The sequence below is a fragment of the Sphaerisporangium sp. NPDC005289 genome (genome assembly GCF_040607455.1).
Lineage (GTDB): Bacteria > Actinomycetota > Actinomycetes > Streptosporangiales > Streptosporangiaceae > Sphaerisporangium > Sphaerisporangium rhizosphaerae.
The window spans coordinates 40205-58785 of the sequence record NZ_JBEXGS010000016.1; the positions used below are offsets into that span (position 1 = coordinate 40205).

Consider the following 18581-nt stretch of genomic DNA (forward strand, 5'->3'; position numbering starts at 1 on the left):
GGACGGAGATGACCACGACGGCCGGGCAGGACCTGCACGAGCGGCTCGTCGCCCTGGCGGAGGCGCGCATCGCGGTGGGCGAGGTCCGCGGCGCCCCGGCGGCCGATCCGGTCAACCTGCCGATGATCCGCCACTGGACCACCGCGATGGGGGACGCCAACCCCGTCTACACCGACGAGGCGTTCGCCGCCGCGAGCGTGCACGGGGAGATCGTCGCGCCGCCCGCGATGGCGCAGGTGTGGACGATGGCCGGGCTCGGCCCGCCCGGCGGCGCGGGCACCCCGGTGGACGACGTGCTGCGCACGCTCGACGAGGGCGGCTTCACCGGCGTGGTGGCCACCAACTGCGAGCAGACCTACCACCGGTACGTGCGGCTGGGGGAGCGGCTGGTGCCGGCCACGCGGCTGACCGGGCTGAGCGGGCCGAAGACCACGGCGCTCGGAACCGGATATTTCGTGACCTGGCTGGTCACCTGGTACTCCGAACACGAACCCGTCGCGGAGATGATGTTCCGGGTATTGAAGTTTCGTCCGCGGGAGGAGAAAGCCGCGCCCGAGAAGCGCGCCGCCTACCCTCTGACGCCGGCCGTCAACCGGGACACGGCGTTCTTCTGGGAGGGTGTCCGGGAAGGCGAGTTGCGCATCCAGAAATGCGGTGACTGCGGCGAACTGCGGCACCCGCCCGGACCGATCTGCCCGTCCTGCCGGTCGGCGAACCGGGTGTACGCCGTGGTGAGCGGGGTCGGCGAGGTCTACAGCTTCGTGGTGCACCACGCTCCTCCGATGCCGGGGCTGGACCCGCCTTTCGTGGTGGCGGTGATCGCGCTGCCGGAGGGAATACGAATTGTCGGAAATGTCGTGGAATGCCCACCGGAAAGCGTGAGCATCGGTATGCCGGTACGAGTGGCATACCGCGAAATGGACGACAAGTTGACCTTGCCGATGTGGGTACCCCAGGAGTCCTGATGCGCACACTGACCGAAGACGAGATCGAGCGCGGGACCGCGCTGCCGCCGTTGCGCATCGAGCTCACACCGACCACCGTCATCGCGACGGCCCTGTCGACCATGGACTTCACGCCGGTCCACCACGACGTCGCGGGCGCCAGGGCCCAGGGGTCGGCGGACATCTTCCTCAACATCCTCACCACCATGGGGCTGGTCGAGCGGTACGTCACCGACTGGGCCGGGCCCGAGGCCCTGATCCGCGGCATCAACGTCCGCCTCGGCGTGCCCGCGTACGCCGGGGACACCCTGACCTTCAGCGGCGTCGTCACCGAGCGGCGGGACGGCGAGGTGACCGTCGAGGTCCGCGGCGCCGTCAGCCTGGGCGACCACGCCATCGGCACCGTGCGCCTCACCCTCCCCCGCTGACCGGCGCCCCGCCCTCCGCCCGGAGGGTGTGCTCCCCGCCAGGGCCGACGTCACCAGAAAGGGCTCACCACGTGCACTCGCTCTCCGGCCGCGCGGCCCTCGCGGGCATCGGCGCCACCGAGTTCTCCAAGGAGTCCGGCCGCACGGAGCTCCAGCTCGCCGCCGAAGCCGTCTTCGCCGCGCTGGACGACGCCGGCCTCTCGCCGTCCGACGTGGACGGCCTGGTCACCTTCACCCAGGACGCCAACCAGGAGATCGCCGTCGCCCGCGAGACCGGCATCGGCGACCTGTCGTTCTTCTCCCGCGTCGAGTACGGGGGAGGCGCGGCGTGCGGCACGGTGCTCCAGGCCGCCATGGCCGTCGCCACCGGCGTCGCCTCCACCGTGGTGTGCTACCGGGCCTTCAACGAGCGGTCCGGGCGCAGGTTCGGCCAGCCGAACGCCGGGCTCGGCGGCGAGCCGTCCTCGCTCGGCGTCGAGATGGGGTGGCACGCCCCGTTCGGGCTGCTGACGCCTGCCGCGTGGGTCGCGATGTTCGCCCGGCGGTACATGCACACCTACGGAGCCACCTCCGAGGACTACGGCCGCGTCGCCGTGGCCATGCGCCGTCACGCGGCCGCCAACCCGGCGGCCTGGTTCTACCAGCGGCCCATCACGCTGGAGGAGCACCAGGCGTCCAGGTGGATCGTCGAGCCGCTGCACCTGCTCGACTGCTGCCAGGAGAGCGACGGGGCCGTGGCCCTGGTCGTCACCTCGGCGGAGCGGGCCAGGGACCTGCGGCGCTCTCCGGCGGTCATCACGGCGGCCGCGCAGGGGTCGGGCGCCGGGCAGATGATGATGACCAGCTTCTACCGCGACGACATGGCGGGACTTCCGGAGATGGGCGTCGTGGCGCGCGGCCTCTGGGAGATGTCGGGCATGTCGCCGCAGGACATCCAGACGGCCATCCTGTACGACCACTTCACCCCGTTCGTGCTCACCCAGCTCGAGGAGCTGGGCTTCTGCGCCAGGGGAGAGGCGCGCGACTTCATCGCCGGCGGGGGCATCGAGATCGACGGCCATCTGCCGGTCAACCCGCACGGCGGTCAGCTCGGCGAGGCGTACATCCACGGCATGAACGGCATCGCCGAAGCCGTGCGGCAGGTGCGCGGCACCTCCGTCAACCAGGTCCCCGGCGTCCAGAACGTCCTGGTCACCGCCGGCACCGGCGTCCCCACCAGCGGCCTCATCCTCTCCCGCGACTGACTCTCGCGACCGATCCCCGCGCCCGACCACGCGACGCGCCCGACCAGGCGACGCGCGCGACCGGCCTCACGCGACCGGCGTGCGCGGGCCCGCTGAAGGGCGCGCACAGGACGCCGCCTGCTCTCCGGACCCTCTCCGATGAGTTTTCGCGCCATGGCGCCTCTGTACATGTGGACGGCTCGCCGACCGCGCGATCCGGTGTCCGATGCCGGTCGGTCGGGCTCGCCGAGGCCACGGCCGCCGGTTCCGCCGTCCGCCCACATCGTGATCGACTTCAGTAGAGAGGGAAGACGATGGCTCTTCCGCAGACGGCGTCCCGTGACGAGTGGCTGGCGGCCCGGCTGAGACTGCTCGACAGGGAGAAGGAGGTCATGCGGGCGCAGGACGCGGTCACCGCACAGCGCCGCGAACTGCCCATGGTGAAGATCGACAAGGAGTACGAGTTCGAGAGCGCGGCCGGCAAGGCGCGCCTCGGCGAGCTGTTCGAGGGCCGCCGCCAGCTCATCGTCTATCACTTCATGTGGAACGACGGCTGGGAAGAGGGCTGCCCGAGCTGCTCGTTCGCGGTCGACAACGTGGGCCGCCTCGAGCACCTGCACGGCAGCGACACCACGTTCGCGCTCGTCTCCCGCGCGCCGCTGTCGAAGATCGACAGGTGGAGGGCGCGGATGGGATGGACCATCCCGTGGTACTCCTCGGCCAGGAGCGACTTCAACTACGACTTCCACGTCACCAACGACGAGTCCGTCGCACCGGTCCAGTACAACTACAAGAACAGGGCCGCCATGGAACGTGAGGGCCTGGAGTACGCGGTCAACGGCGACGCGCAGGGCCTGAGCGTTTTCGTCCGCGACCAGGACGCCGTCTTCCACACCTACTCGACCTACGGGCGCGGCGCCGAGGTGCTGTTGAGCACCTACCACTACCTCGACCTGACGCCCCTCGGGCGGGACCGCTACGTCAACCAGTTCCCCTACCACGACACCTACGGCGACGGCGCGGGCGACGACCACCACCACCCCCACCACCACTGAGCACGCGGGCGGCAAGGCGGGTGAGGCCCCCACCGACGGGGCGTCACCCCTCCGTCCCGGACACGGAGTCCTGCGATGATCGAGTCGATACCACTCAGATGGACGCTCATACTGGCGTTCGCGGCCACAGGACTGTGGTTCCTGTTCCGCGGCGCGCGACCCGCTTCCGGCGACGGGGCACGGGGCGCCGCCGAAAGGATCTCCCACCTCGCTCACGCCCTCATGGCCGCGGCGATGGCGTTCATGTTCTGGACGATGGGATGAGCGGAGGTGCCGTGACGCCTACGGCGCGGCTGCCGGCGGACCCGGCGCCCGGAGCGTCCGACGACGGGTTCGCCCGGCTGAGCGAACCCTTCCGACGGGAACTGCTGGCGTACTGCTACCGGATGCTCGGCTCGGTCCACGACGCCGAGGACGCGCTCCAGGACACCTACCTGCAGGCGTGGCGCGGGTACGCCGGCTTCGAAGGCCGCTCCTCGATGCGCACCTGGCTGTACCGCATCGCGACGCGGACCTGCCTCAAGGCGCTGGAGGGCAACGGCCGCCGGCCGCTGCCCTCCGGGCTGGGCGGCCCGAGCCACGACCCGGACGCATCGCCGCGCTCCCGGCTGCCTGAGGTGCCATGGCTGCAACCGGCTCCCGGCGCACTGTTCGGCACCGCCTCCGACGATCCGGCCGTCATCGTCGAGGCCAGGCAGACCATGCGGCTGGGGTTCATCGCCGCGTTGCAGTACCTTCCCGGCCGGCAGCGCGCGGTGCTGATCCTGCGCGACGTGCTCGCCTGGCGGGCAGGCGAGGTCGCCGACCTGCTCGGCACCACGACGGCCGGGGTCAACAGCGCGTTGCAGCGCGCCCGGGCGCAGCTCAGCCAGATCGCGCCCACCCCGGAAGGGCTCACCGAGCCGGACGACCCGGCCCAGCGCGAGCTGCTCGACCGGTACGCGACCGCGTTCGAGAACGCCGACGTCGACGCCCTGATGGCGGTGCTGGCCGACGACGTCGTCTGGGAGATGCCGCCGATCCCCACCTGGTTCAGCGGACGCGAGACGGTCGGACGGTTCCTCGGCGCCAGGATCCTGGCCGGAGGCGGCTACCGGATGGTCCCGGCGCGCGTGAACGAACAACCCGCCTTCGGCTCCTACGCGCGAGGCGACGACGGCGTCCACCGGCCGCACGCCCTGCAGGTGCTGACCGTCACCGCCGCGGGCGTAGGGCACGTCGTGGCCTTCCTCGACGCCGACCTGTTCCCGGCATGCGGCCTGCCACCGGAGCTTTAGCGTGTCGCGCCGGAAGTCCACCCCCTGAGTCGACCGCCCGACAAGCGAGGCCGGTCGACGGTCCTCGCCTGGCCCTGGCGGGGCCTTCGCCGTCGCCGGGGTGCGATGCTCTTCCCGCCATGGCTGGACCTACTCCGGCGCCGGGTCGGCGGGACGGGGGACGGCGAATCCGGCGCCGTGTGCGGTGGGTGACCGGCGCACGTGCGCCGGTCGCAGCACTATGGGGTGACGATCGTGGGGACTGCGAAGAAGACGAGCATCGCGATGGCGACGCACAGCAGGAAACCGGCCAGTTCCCAGAGCCAGTCGTAGTGGTGCTCGCCGATCTTGATCGGCTTCAGCCGGTCGTGGCGGCGCGGCCGGGTGACTCCGCCTGACGCCGTGGCCGTGACGCCCGCCGGGGCGGCCTCGGACGCGGGATCGTCCCCGTCCCCGGAGGCCAGGGACGGCCCGGACGCCGTGGACGCGGCCCCGGTCTTCGAGGGCGTGGATGCGGGGTCCGCGGCAGGGGGCTCGGACCTCGTGGCGGGGGTTTCGGGGTTCGTGGACGCGGGCTCCGAGGTCGTGGAGGCCGGCGCGTGTCCGGTGGCCGCCGGTCCGGCGTCCGGCGCCGGGATCTCCACGGAGGGGGAGAAGGCGGACGCGATCGCCGGTTCGACGGACGCGGGGGCCTCGGCGTGGGCGGCGGGGATGGACGCGGAGATCGCGGGCATCTCGACCGTCGAAGGGCCGTCCCCGAAGCTCGCGTCGGCGGGGAAGTCGTCCTGTGCGGGCGGCGCCTCCAACGCGGAGAAGGCCGCGCCGAACGCGGGCGGCGGCGCCGCGAAGACCGGCGGTGCGCCCGAAGCCGAGCCGCCCGGGGGGAACGGCGGTGCGCCGAAGGCCGACCCCAGATCGAGGAGCGGGGGTGCACCGGAGGCCGGGCCGCTTTCGGGGAACAGGGGAGCCTCAGGGAACGGGGGCGCCGCGCTAGAGGCCGCTGCCACGTGGGACGTCGTGGGCACGGCGGGGAACGGGCGCTGGGATGACGCGGGTACCCCGTCGTGGGCCGCCGTAGGGGCGACGAAGGTGGCGCCGGAAGCGGGCAGCGGAGGCGCCGAGGCTGCTCCCCGAGGCGCGGGTGGCTCCGCGGGCCAGGCCGTGGACGATCCCATGGGCCAGGCCTCGGGCACGGGGGGCGTCGTGGGGGAGGCTGTAGGAGCGGGGGATGCCGGGGTCTTCGTGCGCCTGAGTAGGTTCCGCGCTCCGGCGAGGAACGCCGCCAGGGGAGACTTCGGCCTGTCCCGCGACTCCGGGTCGGTACCGGCCGTGTGCGTAGGCGACTGACCTCCGGAGAGGTCGTCCGCGCCGTGAGAGGCGCGGGAGGGGGCGATCACGCCGTACGGGGCGGACGCCGGCTCAGGTGTGACCGAACCGGGTCCGGCGGCCCTGAACAGGGCGAGGTCGTGCGAATCCGGCCTGAACGGGGCGAGATGCTGCGAATCAGGCCCATACGAGGTCAGGTCGTGCGGATCGGGCCTGAAGGGGACGACGTCCTGCGGGGCGGGCCGGGAGGGGAACAGGTCCGGCCGGGCGGGCGCGGACGAGATGAGGCCGTGCTCGGCCGACTCCTGGGTGGCGGCGGGGGAGGTGGGGCCCACACTGAAGGTGCGCTGCAGGGTGGGCCACTGGCCGTTCGCCAGGGCGTTCTTGAACAGCGAGCCCTCGCCGCCAGGGGCGCCCCGCTTCCTGTCCGGGCGAGACGCGCCGCGCCGTTCCTGGGCCGGACGCGAGGACGTGCGGGGCTCGTCCGCCGACTGAGAGGAGGGCCGGGCTTCGCCGGCCACGTGGGATGCGGTGCCCGGAACGCCGGTGGAGCGGGACGTGGTGTCCGAGGGAGCGGTCGTACGGGACGTGGGGCTCAGGGCGTCGGTGGAGTGCGAAGCGGCGCCGAAGACGTCGGTGGAGTGGGGAGCGGCGCCGAAGACGTCGGGCGAGTGGGGAACGGCGCCGAAGACGTCGGTGGAGTGGGAAGCGGCGCCGAAAACGTCGGTGGGGTGAGAGGGGGCGCCCGGGGCATCGGTCGTGCGGGACGTGACGCCGGGGGCGTCGGCCGTGCCGGAGGGGGCGTGCGTGGAGGAGGGCGTGGGCGCGTCGGTGGCGCGGAAACGGGAGCGAGACGCGCGAGCCGGTTTTCCGGCGGGGCGGGAGGCGCCGCGGAGTCTGGGCATCGGCTCGGTGGTGGCCTCGTGCTTGGATCTGCGGCCGGGGGCCGGAGGCGTGAGCTCCGGCGCGGGGAAGACGCCGGCGTTGGTGACCGGGTTGGGCTCGGCGAGCGGCAGAGGCCAGCGCGGCGTGGTGGGCCACCGCTTCTGCTGCGGGGCTCGCGCGGACGCCTTGGCCGTGTCGGGTGCGGGTTCCTCGGGCACCGCGGCGAGGACGCGGGTGCGCAGGGACGGCGCGGGAGTGCGCCAGGGCAGCCGGCCGAGGGACTCCTCGGCGGGCGCGACCCCGAGCACGTCGTACTCGGCGGCGAGCCGCGCGGAGGGCGTGGTGGCCCGGGCGGAGGAGACGGCCGAGGCCAGGGAACGGGCGTAGCGGTGACGTGCGCTGATCATGAGCTGCTCGGCCGTGTCGGCCGCGACGTCCAGGACCCACGCGAGCTCCACGGTGTCGAGCCCGCAGACCGCCGACAGCAGCAGCACCTCACGCTGGTGCGGGCGCACCTCGCGCACCACCCGTTCGACCAGCGCGGTCACCGGGTCGGCGGCGGGGTCCACCGAGGGGAAGGAGTAGGCGACATCGCGCCGGTAGATCTCACGGCGTGCGAGCGCGTACAGGGCGGCGCGCGGGGGCTCGATGGCCGGGACGCCGGTGAGAACGGCCACCAGGGTGTTGGCGGCGGAGGCGGTGTCACCGAGCTGGTCGTGGCAGTACGCGAACAGCCCGGCGGCGTGACGGTCGTAGAGCTCGGCGACCAGCTCGCCACGAGGGCGGCGATCGATGAGCGATGGAGTCACAGCCGGTACCTCTGGAATTCTCGAGCGGGGTCGGGGGGTTGGGTGTGACGGCAGAGGTCAGAGGGAGCGTCAGTGGAAGCGTGGGGGCCAATCATGTCAAGGGGCGGCCGAGGACCGCACTAATCGATGCCACTTTGATAGATATCGCGAAAGTACCAGGAAGAAGGGCACGCACACGGCGCGATGCCCCTTTTCGGAAATGCTGACAAGTAGGCATGAGCGAGGTCTTGGGACAGATTGTCGAAGATCCCCATAGGCTGTGTCGGGAAAGATCAAGTGGACCCGCGGTCGGGCCGTCACCTACCGTGGGGGCTGCCGAGCGGGTGGTAGCCGTGCGCAGCCGACTCGACGTTTCCGGGCCACGGGGCCCGGCCGAGAAGCACGAGGTCGTGCGTGATCACATTTGAAGGCGTCACCAAGCGTTATGCCGACGGGACGGTGGCCGTCGACAATCTCAGTCTCCAGGTGCCGACCGGGGCGATCACCGTCTTCGTCGGGCCTTCGGGCTGCGGCAAGACGACGTCACTGCGGATGATCAACCGGATGATCGACGCGTCGTCCGGGCGCATCCTGCTGGACGACCAGGACGTCCGCCAGATCGATCCTCCCACGCTGCGCCGCGGCATCGGCTACGTCATCCAGCAGGCAGGCCTGTTCCCGCATCGCAAGATCGTGGACAACGTCGCGACCGTGCCGTACCTGCTCGGCTGGGACAAGAAGAAGGCGCGCGCCCGCGCGATGGAGCTGCTGGAGCGCGTCGGGCTCGACACCAAGCTCGCCGGGCGCTACCCGTTCCAGCTCTCGGGCGGGCAGCAGCAGCGCGTCGGCGTGGCCAGGGCCCTCGCGGCCGACCCGCCGGTGCTGCTGATGGACGAGCCGTTCAGCGCGGTCGACCCGGTCGTGCGCACCAGCCTGCAGGACGAGCTGTTGCGGCTCCAGGCCGAGCTGCACAAGACCATCGTGTTCGTCACGCACGACATCGACGAGGCGATCAAGCTGGGCGACACCGTCGCGGTGCTTCGGGTGGGCGGCCATCTCGCCCAGATCGCCGATCCCTCGACCCTGCTGGCCGAGCCCGCGGACGACTTCGTCGAGGGGTTCCTCGGCAGGGACCGCGGCATCCGGCGGCTGTCGTTCGTCCCGGCCGAGGGGGTGGCGGTGCGGCGCGAGCCGGACGTCCCCGGCTGGGCGGTGGTGCTCGACGCGGACGGCCGCCCCCTGGGCTGGCGCGCGGACGGCTCGGCCACCGGCGCCTCTCGCTCCGGGACGGGCGGTGCCGAGGAATCTCCGGGCGCGGACGACCCGGGACGGTCGCCCGCCTCCGACGGGTTGCTGCCGTTCGGCACGTTCGACCCGCGCACCGACTCCCTGCGCGCCGCGCTGGACGCCGCGCTGCTCGCGCCGTCCGGGTGCGCGATCGCGGTGGACGGCGACGGGCGCTTCGAGGGCGTCGTCACCCGGCAGGCCATGGACGAGGCGCTCGCCGGCGCCGGCGCGCGCCGGTCGCCCGGTGAGGGGACGGCGTCCCATGGGTGAGGGTGAGCCGCTGATCCGCTGGGCGTGGATCGGGCGCAACTGGCCGAGCATCCAGCAGTTGCTGGTGGACCACGTCGTCATGGCGCTGGTCCCGGTGCTGCTCGGGCTGCTCATCGCGCTGCCGCTGGGCCTGGCGAGCGCGCGCTGGCGGGTGCTCTACCAGCCCACGGTGAGCCTGATGAACGTGGTCTACTCCCTGCCGTCGCTGGCGGTGTTCATCGTGCTGATCCCGCTGACCGGCCTGGCCGAGCGCACCACGGTGATCATCCCGCTGACCTTCTACTCGCTGGCGGTGCTGATCCCGGCGGTGGTGGACGGGCTGGCGGCGGTGCCCGACCACGTGCGGCAGTCGGCCGTGGCCATGGGCTTCGGGCCGATGCGGCGACTGCTCCAGGTGGACCTGCCGATCGCGGTGCCGGTCGTGCTGGCCGGACTGCGGGTCGCGACGGTGTCCAGCATCAGCCTGGTCAGCGTGGGCGCGCTGATCGGCCGAGGCGGGCTCGGTTACCTGTTCATCGACGGCTGGCAGCGCCAGTTCTCCACGCCGATCATCGTTGGCATCGTGCTGGTCGTGGTGCTGGCCGTGCTCGCCGACGGCCTGCTCGTGCTCGCGCAGCGCCTGCTCACCCCGTGGGCCCGTGCCAGGAGGGCCGCGTGAACTGGCTGATCGACTTCTTCGGCGATCCGGCGAACTGGTCGGGGCCGGGTGGCATCCCGGCCCGGCTGCTGGAGCACGTCGAGTTCTCGGTGGTGGCGTTGCTGCTGTCGATGCTCATCGCCATCCCGCTCGGGCTGCTGATCGGCCACACCGGCCGGGGCGCCGTGCTCGTGGTGATCGCCGCCAACGCCGCCCGCGCACTGCCCACCCTGGGGCTGGTGGTGCTGATCGTGCTGCTCGTCGGGGTCGGCACCACCTGGCCGGTGCTGTTGCCGCTGGTGGCGCTCGCGATCCCGCCCATCCTGGTGAACACCTACGAGGGCATCCGGGGCGTGGAGGACGACCTGCGCGACGCCGCGTACGGCATGGGCCTGCGCGGCGGCCAGGTGCTGATGAAGGTGCTGGTCCCGGTGGCGATGCCGCTGATCCTGCTCGGCCTGCGCGTCGCGGCGATCCAGGTGGTGGCCACGGCCACCGTGGCCGCGTACGTCGGCCTGGGCGGTCTCGGCCGCTACATCATCGACGGGCTGGCGACCAAGGACTTCCCCAGCACGATCGGGGGAGCGGTCCTCGTGGCCGCCCTCGCCCTGGTCGTGCAGCTCTGTTTCGCGTTACTGCAGCGTGTGGTGGTCTCACCTGGGGTGAGCCGCCGTTCCGGGCTCCGGTAACCTGTAATACCCCCCGATTTGGAAGGGATTTAAGTCACTTATGAGGCGAATTATTACCACCGCTGCGGTCGCGCTGACCGCGGTGCTCTCCTTGGGCGCGTGCGGCGGGGGCGACCCGCTCAGCGACACCGGCGCCAGCGCGGCCCCCAACTCGACCGGCTCCGGCTCCGCCGCGGCCGCCAAGGTCGTCGTCGGCTCGGCCAACTTCCCGGAGAACGTCCTTCTCGCCTCCATCTACTCCCAGGCCCTGCAGGCCAAGGGCGTCCAGGTGGAGGAGAAGTTCAACATCGGCAGCCGCGAGGTCATCTACGACCAGGTCAAGAACGGCGCGCTGACCGTCCTGCCCGAGTACAACGGCGGTCTGCTCAGCTTCCTGGACCCCAAGAGCACCGCCGCCAGCAAGGACGACGTCAACACCGAGCTGAAGTCCAAGCTCGCCTCCGAGCTGGAGATCCTCGACTCCTCCCCGGCCGAGGACAACGACTCGCTGTCGGTCACCAAGGACACCGCCACCAAGTACAGCCTGACGACGATCGAGGACCTGGCCAAGGTCGCCAAGGACTTCGCGGTCGGCGGCCCGCCGGAGTTCAAGAAGCGCCGTGAGGCCCAGTTCAAGGACGTCTACGGCCTGACCTTCAAGGAGTGGAAGCCGACCGGCGACACCACCGCGGACGCCATCAAGAGCGGCGCCGTCCAGGTCGGCAACGTCTTCACCACCGACCCGAAGATCCTGATCAACGGCCTGGTGCCGCTGCAGGACCCCAAGAGCGTCTTCAGCGCCCAGAACGTCACCCCGCTGGTCAACAAGGCCGGCGCGAACGACACCGTGCGCACGACGCTGAACGCCATCTCCGCCAAGCTCGACACCGCGGGGCTCGTCGACATGATGAAGCGCGTGGCCGTCGACAAGGACGACCCGCCGGCCGTCGCCAAGGACTGGCTGACCAAGAACGGCCTCGCCTGACCCACCGGCCCGCCCCTGACGGCGGGCCGCCTCCTGAACGACCACAGCACCACCCCGAGAGCCGCCCTCCCACCAGGAGGGCGGCTCTCGGCGCGCCTAAGGCTCGCGAAGTGATGTGACCTGCCCGGAATGTCAGACTTCGCCGTCACGCTCCACGACCTTGCCGTCCCATCAAGGGGCGAGCGTCACGCTCGCGTTATGGACGCCGTCGGCCGTGAGGGCCGACGGCCGGGATGGTCAGAAGCCGGTCACGACGACCTTGCCGATTGTGCGGCCGCTTTCCAGCATCTCGTGGGCCTTGCGGAGGGTGGCGGCCTCGATCGGGGCCAGTTCGGTGGTGAGGGTCGTGCGCAGCGTGCCCGCGTCGACCAGCTCGGCGACCTTCTCCAGCAGGTCGTGCTGGGAGATCATGTCGTCGGCCTCGTACAGCGACCGGGTGAACATCAGCTCCCAGTGGAAGGCGATGCTCTTGGACTTCAGCGGCAGCAGCTCCAGCCCCTCGGGCTCGTCGATGGCGGTGATGTGCCCGCCGGGCCGCAGCAGCTCGGCGTACGCCTCGATCAGGCCGTCGGTCTTGGGGGAGAACACGTAGTCCACTCCGCGCGGTGCCACGGCCCGGACGCTGCGGACCAGGTCGTGGTGGTCGGCGATCTCGTGGGCGCCCAGGCTGAGCACCCACTCGCGCGACTCGGGCCGCGAGGCGGTGCCGATGACGGTCATGCCGGTCAGCGCGCGGGCGAGCTGGACGACCATCGAGCCGACGCCGCCGGCCGCGCCCAGCACGAGCAGGGTTCCGGTGCTGCCCGCGTCCAGCCGGAAGCGGTCGAACAGCGTCTCCCAGGCGGTGATCGTGGTCAGCGGCAGCGCGGCGGCCTCCGCGAAGCCCAGCGTCCGCGGCTTGTGGCCGACGATGCGCTCGTCGACGACCTGGTAGCGCGCGTTGGAGCCGGGACGGGTGATCGAGCCGGCGTAGTACACCTCGTCGCCCACCTCGAACAGCGTGACCTCGGAGCCCACGGCGGTGACGACCCCGGCGGCGTCCCAGCCGAGCACCTTCGGCGTGCCCCCCGGATCGTCGCCCTTGCGGACCTTGGTGTCCACCGGGTTCACCGACACCGCCTCGACGCGCACGAGCAGGTCACGCGGGCCCGGCGTGGGGACGGGCAGCTCGACGTCCTCCAGGCTGGCGGGGTCGGACACGGGAAGGGATCTGCGGTAGGCCACCGCACGCATCGTCTCGGTCATACAACGACCGTACGCAACCCCGCCCCCCGCCCGTAACGCGCCCGGGCGAACGCGGGTCGACCGCAACACCTCTGGACGGGGGTCGGTCGGCCACGAGGTGCCGGGCGCGGTTCTCTTCCCCCGCCATGTGCCGAAGGTGATCCGGCGCCGGGGTGGGGGAGCCGCCCCCCACCAGGAGGGCGGCTCTCGGCCCACCGGAGGCTCTCGAAGTGATCTGACCCGCCTGGAAGGTCAGACTCCGACTTCGCACCACACGACCTTGCCGCCCCATTGAGGGGTGAGCGTCCAGGCCCACTTCGCGCTCAGCGACTCCACCAGCACCAGACCTCGCCCATGGGAGGACATCGGGTCGGGTTCGGCTGGAAGCGGCGGCTCCACGCTCGCGTCCCACACCTCGATGATGAGCCGCTGGTGGTCGGACAGGAGCCGGAGCCGTACCGGAGGCGGGGCCGGTGTGCTCAGCCTCCTCGTCACCGTGATGGCGTTGGTGACCAGCTCTGAGACGATCAACTCGGCATCCTCGCCCACGCTGTCCAAGCCCCACTCCCGCAGTACGAGCTTGGCGTGCACGCGGGCGCACCGTACCGCCGAGGGCAGTGCTCCCAGTTCCAGCAGAGTGGTCAGTGGCCAGGTAGGTGTTCCGCTGACAGACATGCCGGGAAGGTTATGTAACGCGTTGCGTTTGAAGTGGCACAGAGCGTGCCAGTTTCGGGGTTGACTAGCGGGGTTTGACGCCAAGCCGCTGGGCCAAGGAGCGCAAGGATTCGGGCGCCCGTGAGTGTGCCCGCAGCAGACCGGCGACCGTCTCGCGTGCCATGGGATGGTGCCGCGTGTGCTGGGGGGAGAGGCGGTCCGCCTTGATGAGTGCCTTCAGCGCCCGGCCGCGGTCGCCTGTCAGAAGACGGGCGCGCGCCACGTCGATGTAGTGGTGTGACGAGCGTTCAGGAGCGAGGCCGGGTGGCGGATCGAAGCCTTCATCCCGTCGTAGCGCCTCGTCGGCGTCCTCCAACTCGATGGCCGTCGCCACCTCGTGGATGTGGACATTGGCCGGGCCGAAGATGAGGCCGTAATGATCGGTATCGCGGCCGATACGTGTGGCGTACTCCTGTGCTTGGCCTATGTGCGCCCAAGCTTCGCTCCTGCCGGCCGCTCCCAGGCGCGCCGCCATGATCGCGGCCCGCAGATGCATCGATCCGGCCACGGCCAGGCCGGGCTCGCTTTCGTGGAGCGTGTCGTCGTGGACACGGTGCGCCGCGCGCAGGAACTTCAGCCCCGAATGGTAGGCCGCTGAGGCGAAGAACACCTGGCAGCGTTCTTCGGCTATGAAGGCGAGCAGCTCCGGGTCCTGCGTCACCTGCGCCGCCTGCTCGGCCCGTTCGACGGCCACCGACACCAGGTCGATGTAACCCAGGCGGTACGCCACCGACTTGGCCGCCACGAAGGCGTGCGTCAGAAGCCTTGCCGCCTCCCTCCGCCTGCGGCCGTCGCTGTCGTGCAGAACGGCGGCCAACTCCTCGATGAGGCCCGGCAGCCGCCGGCCGAGTGCGATGTAATCGACGCTGTCCAGCAGTCGCCCGATGAACCGGATGTCCGTGCGTAGGACGTCCAATGGGCGAGGCGTGGCCTCCAGGTCCGGAGGCACCACCCAGTGGTTCATGGCGAGGCGGATCTCCGGGATGCCGGCATGCGCGCGGTCCGTGCGCTCGGTCGTGCCCCGGTAGGGCTGGCCGGTCAACCCCGTCACGTCGATGCGCAGCGCACGCGCGACGGCCGCCACGAACCAGGGTGTGGCCGGTTTGGCGCCGCGCTCTACTTGTGAGATGAGGCTCTTGGAGCAAGGGATGAGCAGTGCCAGGCCGTCTTGGGTCAGCCCCCGCAGCTTGCGCGTCTCGCCCACACGCGAGCCGATGCCGTCCACGTCCACGATGAGAATGCCGAGACCTGTCGACTTCATGGGTCGCCACCTTCACGATTTGACCACTGCCGCGCTCCCAGCGTAGGCGCCGGATGGCGAGTAGGCGGCCGTACCAAAGATGAACCCCATTGATCCATATGTCAGCTGAACGGTCGGCTGTGTGAATAGGAGATCAGTGAAGGTCGGCTATGTGCGACTTGTCGATTACCTCGATATCCCGATAGAACTAGCCCACATGTTCACAAAACGGGCCGAGCCACGCTGTACTGCTCAACGATCTGGTCGACCGCCCGTTCGCAGGCCAGCCATCGGCCGCCCGAGGCGCGAACCCCGGTGACCGGAGACTCCGAGCATTTCTCTCCTGGACGTGACTCGCCATGCCAGGTACATCGACCCTCGCGGGCGGAAATGCTACGGCGATCGAAGTTCTCGGCATCGGTGGTCATCCATTCGACTTCGGCCATGTCGGCACCTTATCGCCGTTCGACACGACGCGAAATGCCGGTCGGTGCCATATCGCCGACCTTCACTCCGATGGATTTATAGCCGTTGGCCCTGACGGCCGGCGGCTGGGTGGTCAGGAGCTCTTGAGGACCACCTTGCCGAGCGTGCCGGGCGGGCGCCGAGTGGCGGCCGGCGGAGGCCGCCGGTCAGGGGCGAGGGGCTCGGGCGTGGAGGAGGGCGGCCGTGGGCTCGTCGGCCGGCAGGAATGCCTCCAGGTGCAGCTCGGCCAGGGTGACGTCGACGGCCGTGGCGAAGGAGGTGATCGTGGTGAGCAGGCGCAGCTCGCCCTCCGGCGACCACAGGCGCAGCGGCACGGAGAAGCCCAGGTGGTCGGGCCCCGGGTCGGCCGCGGGGACGTAGCCGGACAATTCTGCGATGAACCCCTCCAGCCGCGCGTCGGGGCTCCTGGCGGCCATGGCACTCAGGTTCTCGATGATGTGCCGGCCCCAGGCCGCGAGGTTGCGCACGCGCGGGGCCATGCCGTCGGGGTGCAGGGCCAGCCGCAGCACGTTGACCGGCGGACGGAGCAGCTCCGGCGAGGCCCCCTCGGTGAGCACGGCTATGGCGCTGTTGGCCGCCACCACCTCCCCGTACGGGCGCAGGACCACCGCCGGGTAGGGCAGGTGGCCGTCCAGGACGCCGGTCAGGGCGTCGAGCACCGGGCGCAGCAGCGGCTCGTCCAGGCGCGACTCGGGGAAGACGGGCGCGTATCCGGCGGTGAGCAGCAGGCCGTTGCGCTCGCGCGGCGACAGGCCGAGCGACTCGGCCAGCCGCACGACCATGGTGCGGCCGGGCATCGAGCGGCCCCGCTCCATGTAGCTGAGGTGGCGCTGTGTGGTGCCCGCGCTGATGGCGAGCTCGAGCTGGCTCACCCTGCGGCGCTCGCGCCAGCGCCGTAGCTCCTCGCCGAACCGCGTGTCCTCCATCGTCGTGCTCACCGCCCCGTTGTATCCGAGCCGCCGTGCCCGCGGCGATACCCCGCAGGGTATGACCCGCCGTCCCCACCGCGGGCTGGGCGTGACCGAGTGGGCCGAGGCCGGCCGGTCGGTGTGGGTCGGGCGCGGTCGGGGCGCCGGGGGGTCGGTGATCGGTGGTAGGAGTGGGGGCCATGAACGAGTTCGTGGAGGCGATGCGGCAGCTGGCCGCCGGGGTCGTGGTGGTCACCGTGCGGGACGAGCGGGACGACATCGGCACGACGGTGACGACGTTCACCTCGCTGTCGGCCGACCCGCCCATGGTGCTGCTCAGCCTGGCCTCCACCGGGTACCTGTGCGAGGTGCTGCTGCGCCAGGACCGCTGGGCGGCGACCCTGCTCTCCGGCGACCAGGCGGTGATGGCCAGCCGGTTCGCCACGCCCGGGCGTCCGAGCGCGCGCCTGCTGCTCGCCGGGACGCCGCACCACCGCGGCCGCCACACCGGGGCCTTCGTCATCGACGGCGGCGTGGGCGCCCTCGAGGCCGAGACCGCCCGGGTGATCCCCGGCGGCGACCACACGCTCTTCCTCGCCCAGGTGCTGGGGGTCGACTACGTGGCCCCGGCGCTGCCGCCGCTGGTGCGGCTGCGCGGGCGCTACCGCGCGCTGACCTGATCCTCGCCGCGTGCTCCGGCCGGGTCGTTGCCGGTCTCGCGGGCGGGAGTGCGGGGCCGGCGGGGCAGCACCACCAGGGCGACGAGGAAGGCCGCGGTCAGCAGGCCGGCGCCGACGGCGAAGGCCAGCCGGTAGCCGCCGGTCAGCGCCGCGGCCGGGCTCGCCCCGTGCGCGGAGAGGCCCTCGGTGCGGGAGGCGGCCAGTGTGGACAGCACGGCGACGCCGAGCGCCATGCCGATCTGCTGGGTGGTGTTGAACAGCCCGGAGGCCAGCCCGGCGTCCCGCTCACCGGAGCCGGACATGCCGAGCGTGGTCAGCGCCGGGATCGCCAGCCCGAAGCCGGAGGCCAGCAGCATCGGCGGGAGCAGGTCGGTCACGTAGTTCGCGTGCACGGGGACCCGGGCCAGCAGCACGAGCTGCGCGATCAGGAGCGCGATGCCCACCAGCAGCACGTCCCGCTCCCCGAACCGGGCGTACAGCCGGGCCGAGATGCCGAGGGACACCGCGCCGATGGCGGTCGCCGCGGGGAGCATCGCCAGGCCGGTGGCGGTCGCGCCGTACCCGAGCACCTTCTGCGTGTAGAGCGCGGTCAGGACCTGGAAGGCGAACAGCGCGGCGACCATCAGCATCTGGACGATGTTGGCCCCCGAGACGTTCCGCGACCGCAGCACGCGCAGCGGCATGAGGGGGGTCCGCGCGGTCGCCTGGCGCAGGAGGAACCCGGCGAGCAGCGCGACCGACAGGGCGCCGAACCCGAGGGTGGCCGGCGAGGTCCACCCCCGCGTCTCGATTTGGACGACGGTGTGGATGCCGAGCATGAGCCCCGAGGTCACCAGGAGCGCGCCGGCGACGTCGGCCCCGGCCGGCAGGCCGAGCCCGCGGTCGCGGGGCAGGACGGGCACGGCGACCGCCAGGGCGGCCACGCCGATGGGCAGGTTGACGAAGAAGATCCAGTGCCAGGTGAGGGCGTCGGTGAGCAGGCCGCCGAGCACCGCACCGATGGACGCGCCGGCGGCGCCGGTGAAGCTGAACACGGCGATGGCCTTCGCCCGCTCGGCCGGCTCGGTGAACAGCGTCACCAGGATGCCGAGCCCGACCGCGGCGGCCATGGCGCTGCCCGCGCCCTGCAGGAATCGGGCGACGATCAGCGTGGTGGGGTCGGCGGCGACGCCCGCGAGCACCGAGGCGGCGGTGAACACCGCGGTCCCCGCCAGGAACACGCGCCTGCGGCCGGCCAGATCGCCGAGCCGGCCGGCGAGCAGCAGCAGGCTGCCGAAGGCGATCAGGTAGGCGTTGACGACCCAGCTCAGCCCGGCGGGGGAGAAGCCCAGGTCGGTCTGGATGGCGGGCATGGCCACGGTCACGATGCTGCCGTCGAGGATGGTCATCAGCGTCGCCGTGGCGATCACCCCGAGGGCGATCCACCGGGAACGGGGCCGGGCCGGGGGCGGCGGCTCCGCGGCGGGCGGGCCGGAGTGCGAGGGGGACGGGCCGGCGTGCGAGGGGGAGGTGGCGGACATGGGTTCTCTCCTGTCGGATGAGACGACAAGAGAGACCGTAGCAGATGGTTTTGTTAT

At 71.6% G+C, this 18581-nt stretch carries 18 protein-coding genes; 11 read left to right on the forward strand and 7 right to left on the reverse strand.

Annotated elements, in window-relative coordinates:
- Nucleotides 1-8: 8 nt before the first annotated feature.
- The 6 genes from ABZT47_RS25905 (at nt 9) to ABZT47_RS25930 (ending at nt 4927) form a co-directional block, all read left to right on the forward strand.
- Entirely contained in the window at nt 9-965 is a 957-nt protein-coding gene (locus ABZT47_RS25905) for a bifunctional MaoC family dehydratase N-terminal/OB-fold nucleic acid binding domain-containing protein (RefSeq protein WP_354847118.1), read from the forward strand.
- Nucleotides 965-1372 carry a MaoC/PaaZ C-terminal domain-containing protein gene (locus ABZT47_RS25910; RefSeq protein WP_354847121.1) on the forward strand — a complete coding sequence of 136 codons (408 nt, stop codon included), beginning with the start codon at nt 965-967 and terminating at the stop codon, nt 1370-1372. The genes ABZT47_RS25905 and ABZT47_RS25910 overlap by 1 nt, the downstream gene beginning before the upstream one ends.
- Before the next feature lie 71 nt (nt 1373-1443).
- A complete protein-coding gene (locus ABZT47_RS25915) occupies nt 1444-2616 on the forward strand; it encodes a lipid-transfer protein (RefSeq protein WP_354847124.1) in 1173 nt (390 codons plus the stop codon).
- A gap of 293 nt (nt 2617-2909) precedes the next feature.
- Nucleotides 2910-3650: a DUF899 domain-containing protein gene (locus ABZT47_RS25920; protein ID WP_354847127.1), complete on the forward strand. Its 741-nt coding sequence runs from the start codon at nt 2910-2912 to the stop codon at nt 3648-3650.
- Nucleotides 3651-3725: 75 nt separating this feature from the next.
- Entirely contained in the window at nt 3726-3914 is a 189-nt protein-coding gene (locus ABZT47_RS25925) for a DUF5134 domain-containing protein (RefSeq protein ID WP_354847129.1), read from the forward strand.
- An 11-nt stretch (nt 3915-3925) separates the two neighbouring features.
- Complete coding sequence (locus ABZT47_RS25930; protein WP_354847132.1) at nt 3926-4927, forward strand: sigma-70 family RNA polymerase sigma factor; 1002 nt, start codon at nt 3926-3928, stop codon at nt 4925-4927.
- A 218-nt stretch (nt 4928-5145) separates the two neighbouring features.
- Here the strand turns inward: ABZT47_RS25930 and ABZT47_RS25935 are convergent, their stop codons facing one another.
- A complete protein-coding gene (locus tag ABZT47_RS25935) occupies nt 5146-7926 on the reverse strand; it encodes a hypothetical protein (RefSeq protein ID WP_354847134.1) in 2781 nt (926 codons plus the stop codon).
- 393 nt (nt 7927-8319) lie between these two features.
- Between ABZT47_RS25935 and ABZT47_RS25940 the strand changes: the two genes are divergently transcribed.
- The 4 genes from ABZT47_RS25940 to ABZT47_RS25955 are packed head-to-tail and all read left to right on the forward strand — an operon-like array spanning nt 8320 to nt 11752.
- Nucleotides 8320-9462, forward strand: coding sequence for an ABC transporter ATP-binding protein (locus ABZT47_RS25940; protein WP_354847137.1), 1143 nt, complete (start codon nt 8320-8322; stop codon nt 9460-9462).
- Complete coding sequence (locus ABZT47_RS25945; RefSeq protein WP_354847140.1) at nt 9455-10120, forward strand: ABC transporter permease subunit; 666 nt, start codon at nt 9455-9457, stop codon at nt 10118-10120. Before ABZT47_RS25940 ends, ABZT47_RS25945 begins: the two co-directional genes overlap by 8 nt.
- Complete coding sequence (locus tag ABZT47_RS25950; protein ID WP_354847143.1) at nt 10117-10788, forward strand: ABC transporter permease; 672 nt, start codon at nt 10117-10119, stop codon at nt 10786-10788. The genes ABZT47_RS25945 and ABZT47_RS25950 overlap by 4 nt, the downstream gene beginning before the upstream one ends.
- 40 nt (nt 10789-10828) lie before the next feature.
- Entirely contained in the window at nt 10829-11752 is a 924-nt protein-coding gene (locus ABZT47_RS25955) for an ABC transporter substrate-binding protein (protein WP_354847146.1), read from the forward strand.
- Nucleotides 11753-11989: 237 nt separating this feature from the next.
- Here ABZT47_RS25955 and ABZT47_RS25960 read toward each other — a convergent pair whose 3' ends face one another.
- The 5 genes from ABZT47_RS25960 to ABZT47_RS25980 all read right to left on the reverse strand — a co-directional run bounded on the left by ABZT47_RS25960 (nt 11990) and on the right by ABZT47_RS25980 (nt 16354).
- Nucleotides 11990-12997, reverse strand: a complete 1008-nt coding sequence (locus ABZT47_RS25960) for a zinc-binding alcohol dehydrogenase family protein (RefSeq protein ID WP_354847148.1) — start codon at nt 12995-12997, stop codon at nt 11990-11992.
- 231 nt (nt 12998-13228) lie between these two features.
- The gene (locus ABZT47_RS25965; RefSeq protein WP_354847151.1) at nt 13229-13651 is read right to left on the reverse strand and encodes an ATP-binding protein; all 423 of its coding nucleotides are present in this window, start codon (nt 13649-13651) and stop codon (nt 13229-13231) included.
- 64 nt (nt 13652-13715) lie between these two features.
- Entirely contained in the window at nt 13716-14951 is a 1236-nt protein-coding gene (locus ABZT47_RS25970) for a helix-turn-helix transcriptional regulator (RefSeq protein ID WP_354847154.1), read from the reverse strand.
- A gap of 200 nt (nt 14952-15151) precedes the next feature.
- Nucleotides 15152-15376 carry a hypothetical protein gene (locus ABZT47_RS25975; RefSeq protein WP_354847157.1) on the reverse strand — a complete coding sequence of 75 codons (225 nt, stop codon included), beginning with the start codon at nt 15374-15376 and terminating at the stop codon, nt 15152-15154.
- A 186-nt stretch (nt 15377-15562) separates the two neighbouring features.
- Entirely contained in the window at nt 15563-16354 is a 792-nt protein-coding gene (locus tag ABZT47_RS25980) for a helix-turn-helix domain-containing protein (RefSeq protein ID WP_354847160.1), read from the reverse strand.
- Nucleotides 16355-16524: 170 nt separating this feature from the next.
- On the opposite strand from ABZT47_RS25980, the gene ABZT47_RS25985 reads away from it, so the two are divergent.
- Nucleotides 16525-17004 carry a flavin reductase family protein gene (locus ABZT47_RS25985; RefSeq protein ID WP_354847163.1) on the forward strand — a complete coding sequence of 160 codons (480 nt, stop codon included), beginning with the start codon at nt 16525-16527 and terminating at the stop codon, nt 17002-17004.
- Here the strand turns inward: ABZT47_RS25985 and ABZT47_RS25990 are convergent.
- On the reverse strand, nt 16986-18524 hold the full coding sequence (locus tag ABZT47_RS25990) for an MFS transporter (protein WP_354847166.1): 1539 nt from the start codon (nt 18522-18524) through the stop codon (nt 16986-16988). The genes ABZT47_RS25985 and ABZT47_RS25990 overlap by 19 nt on opposite strands.
- Nucleotides 18525-18581 lie beyond the last annotated feature (57 nt).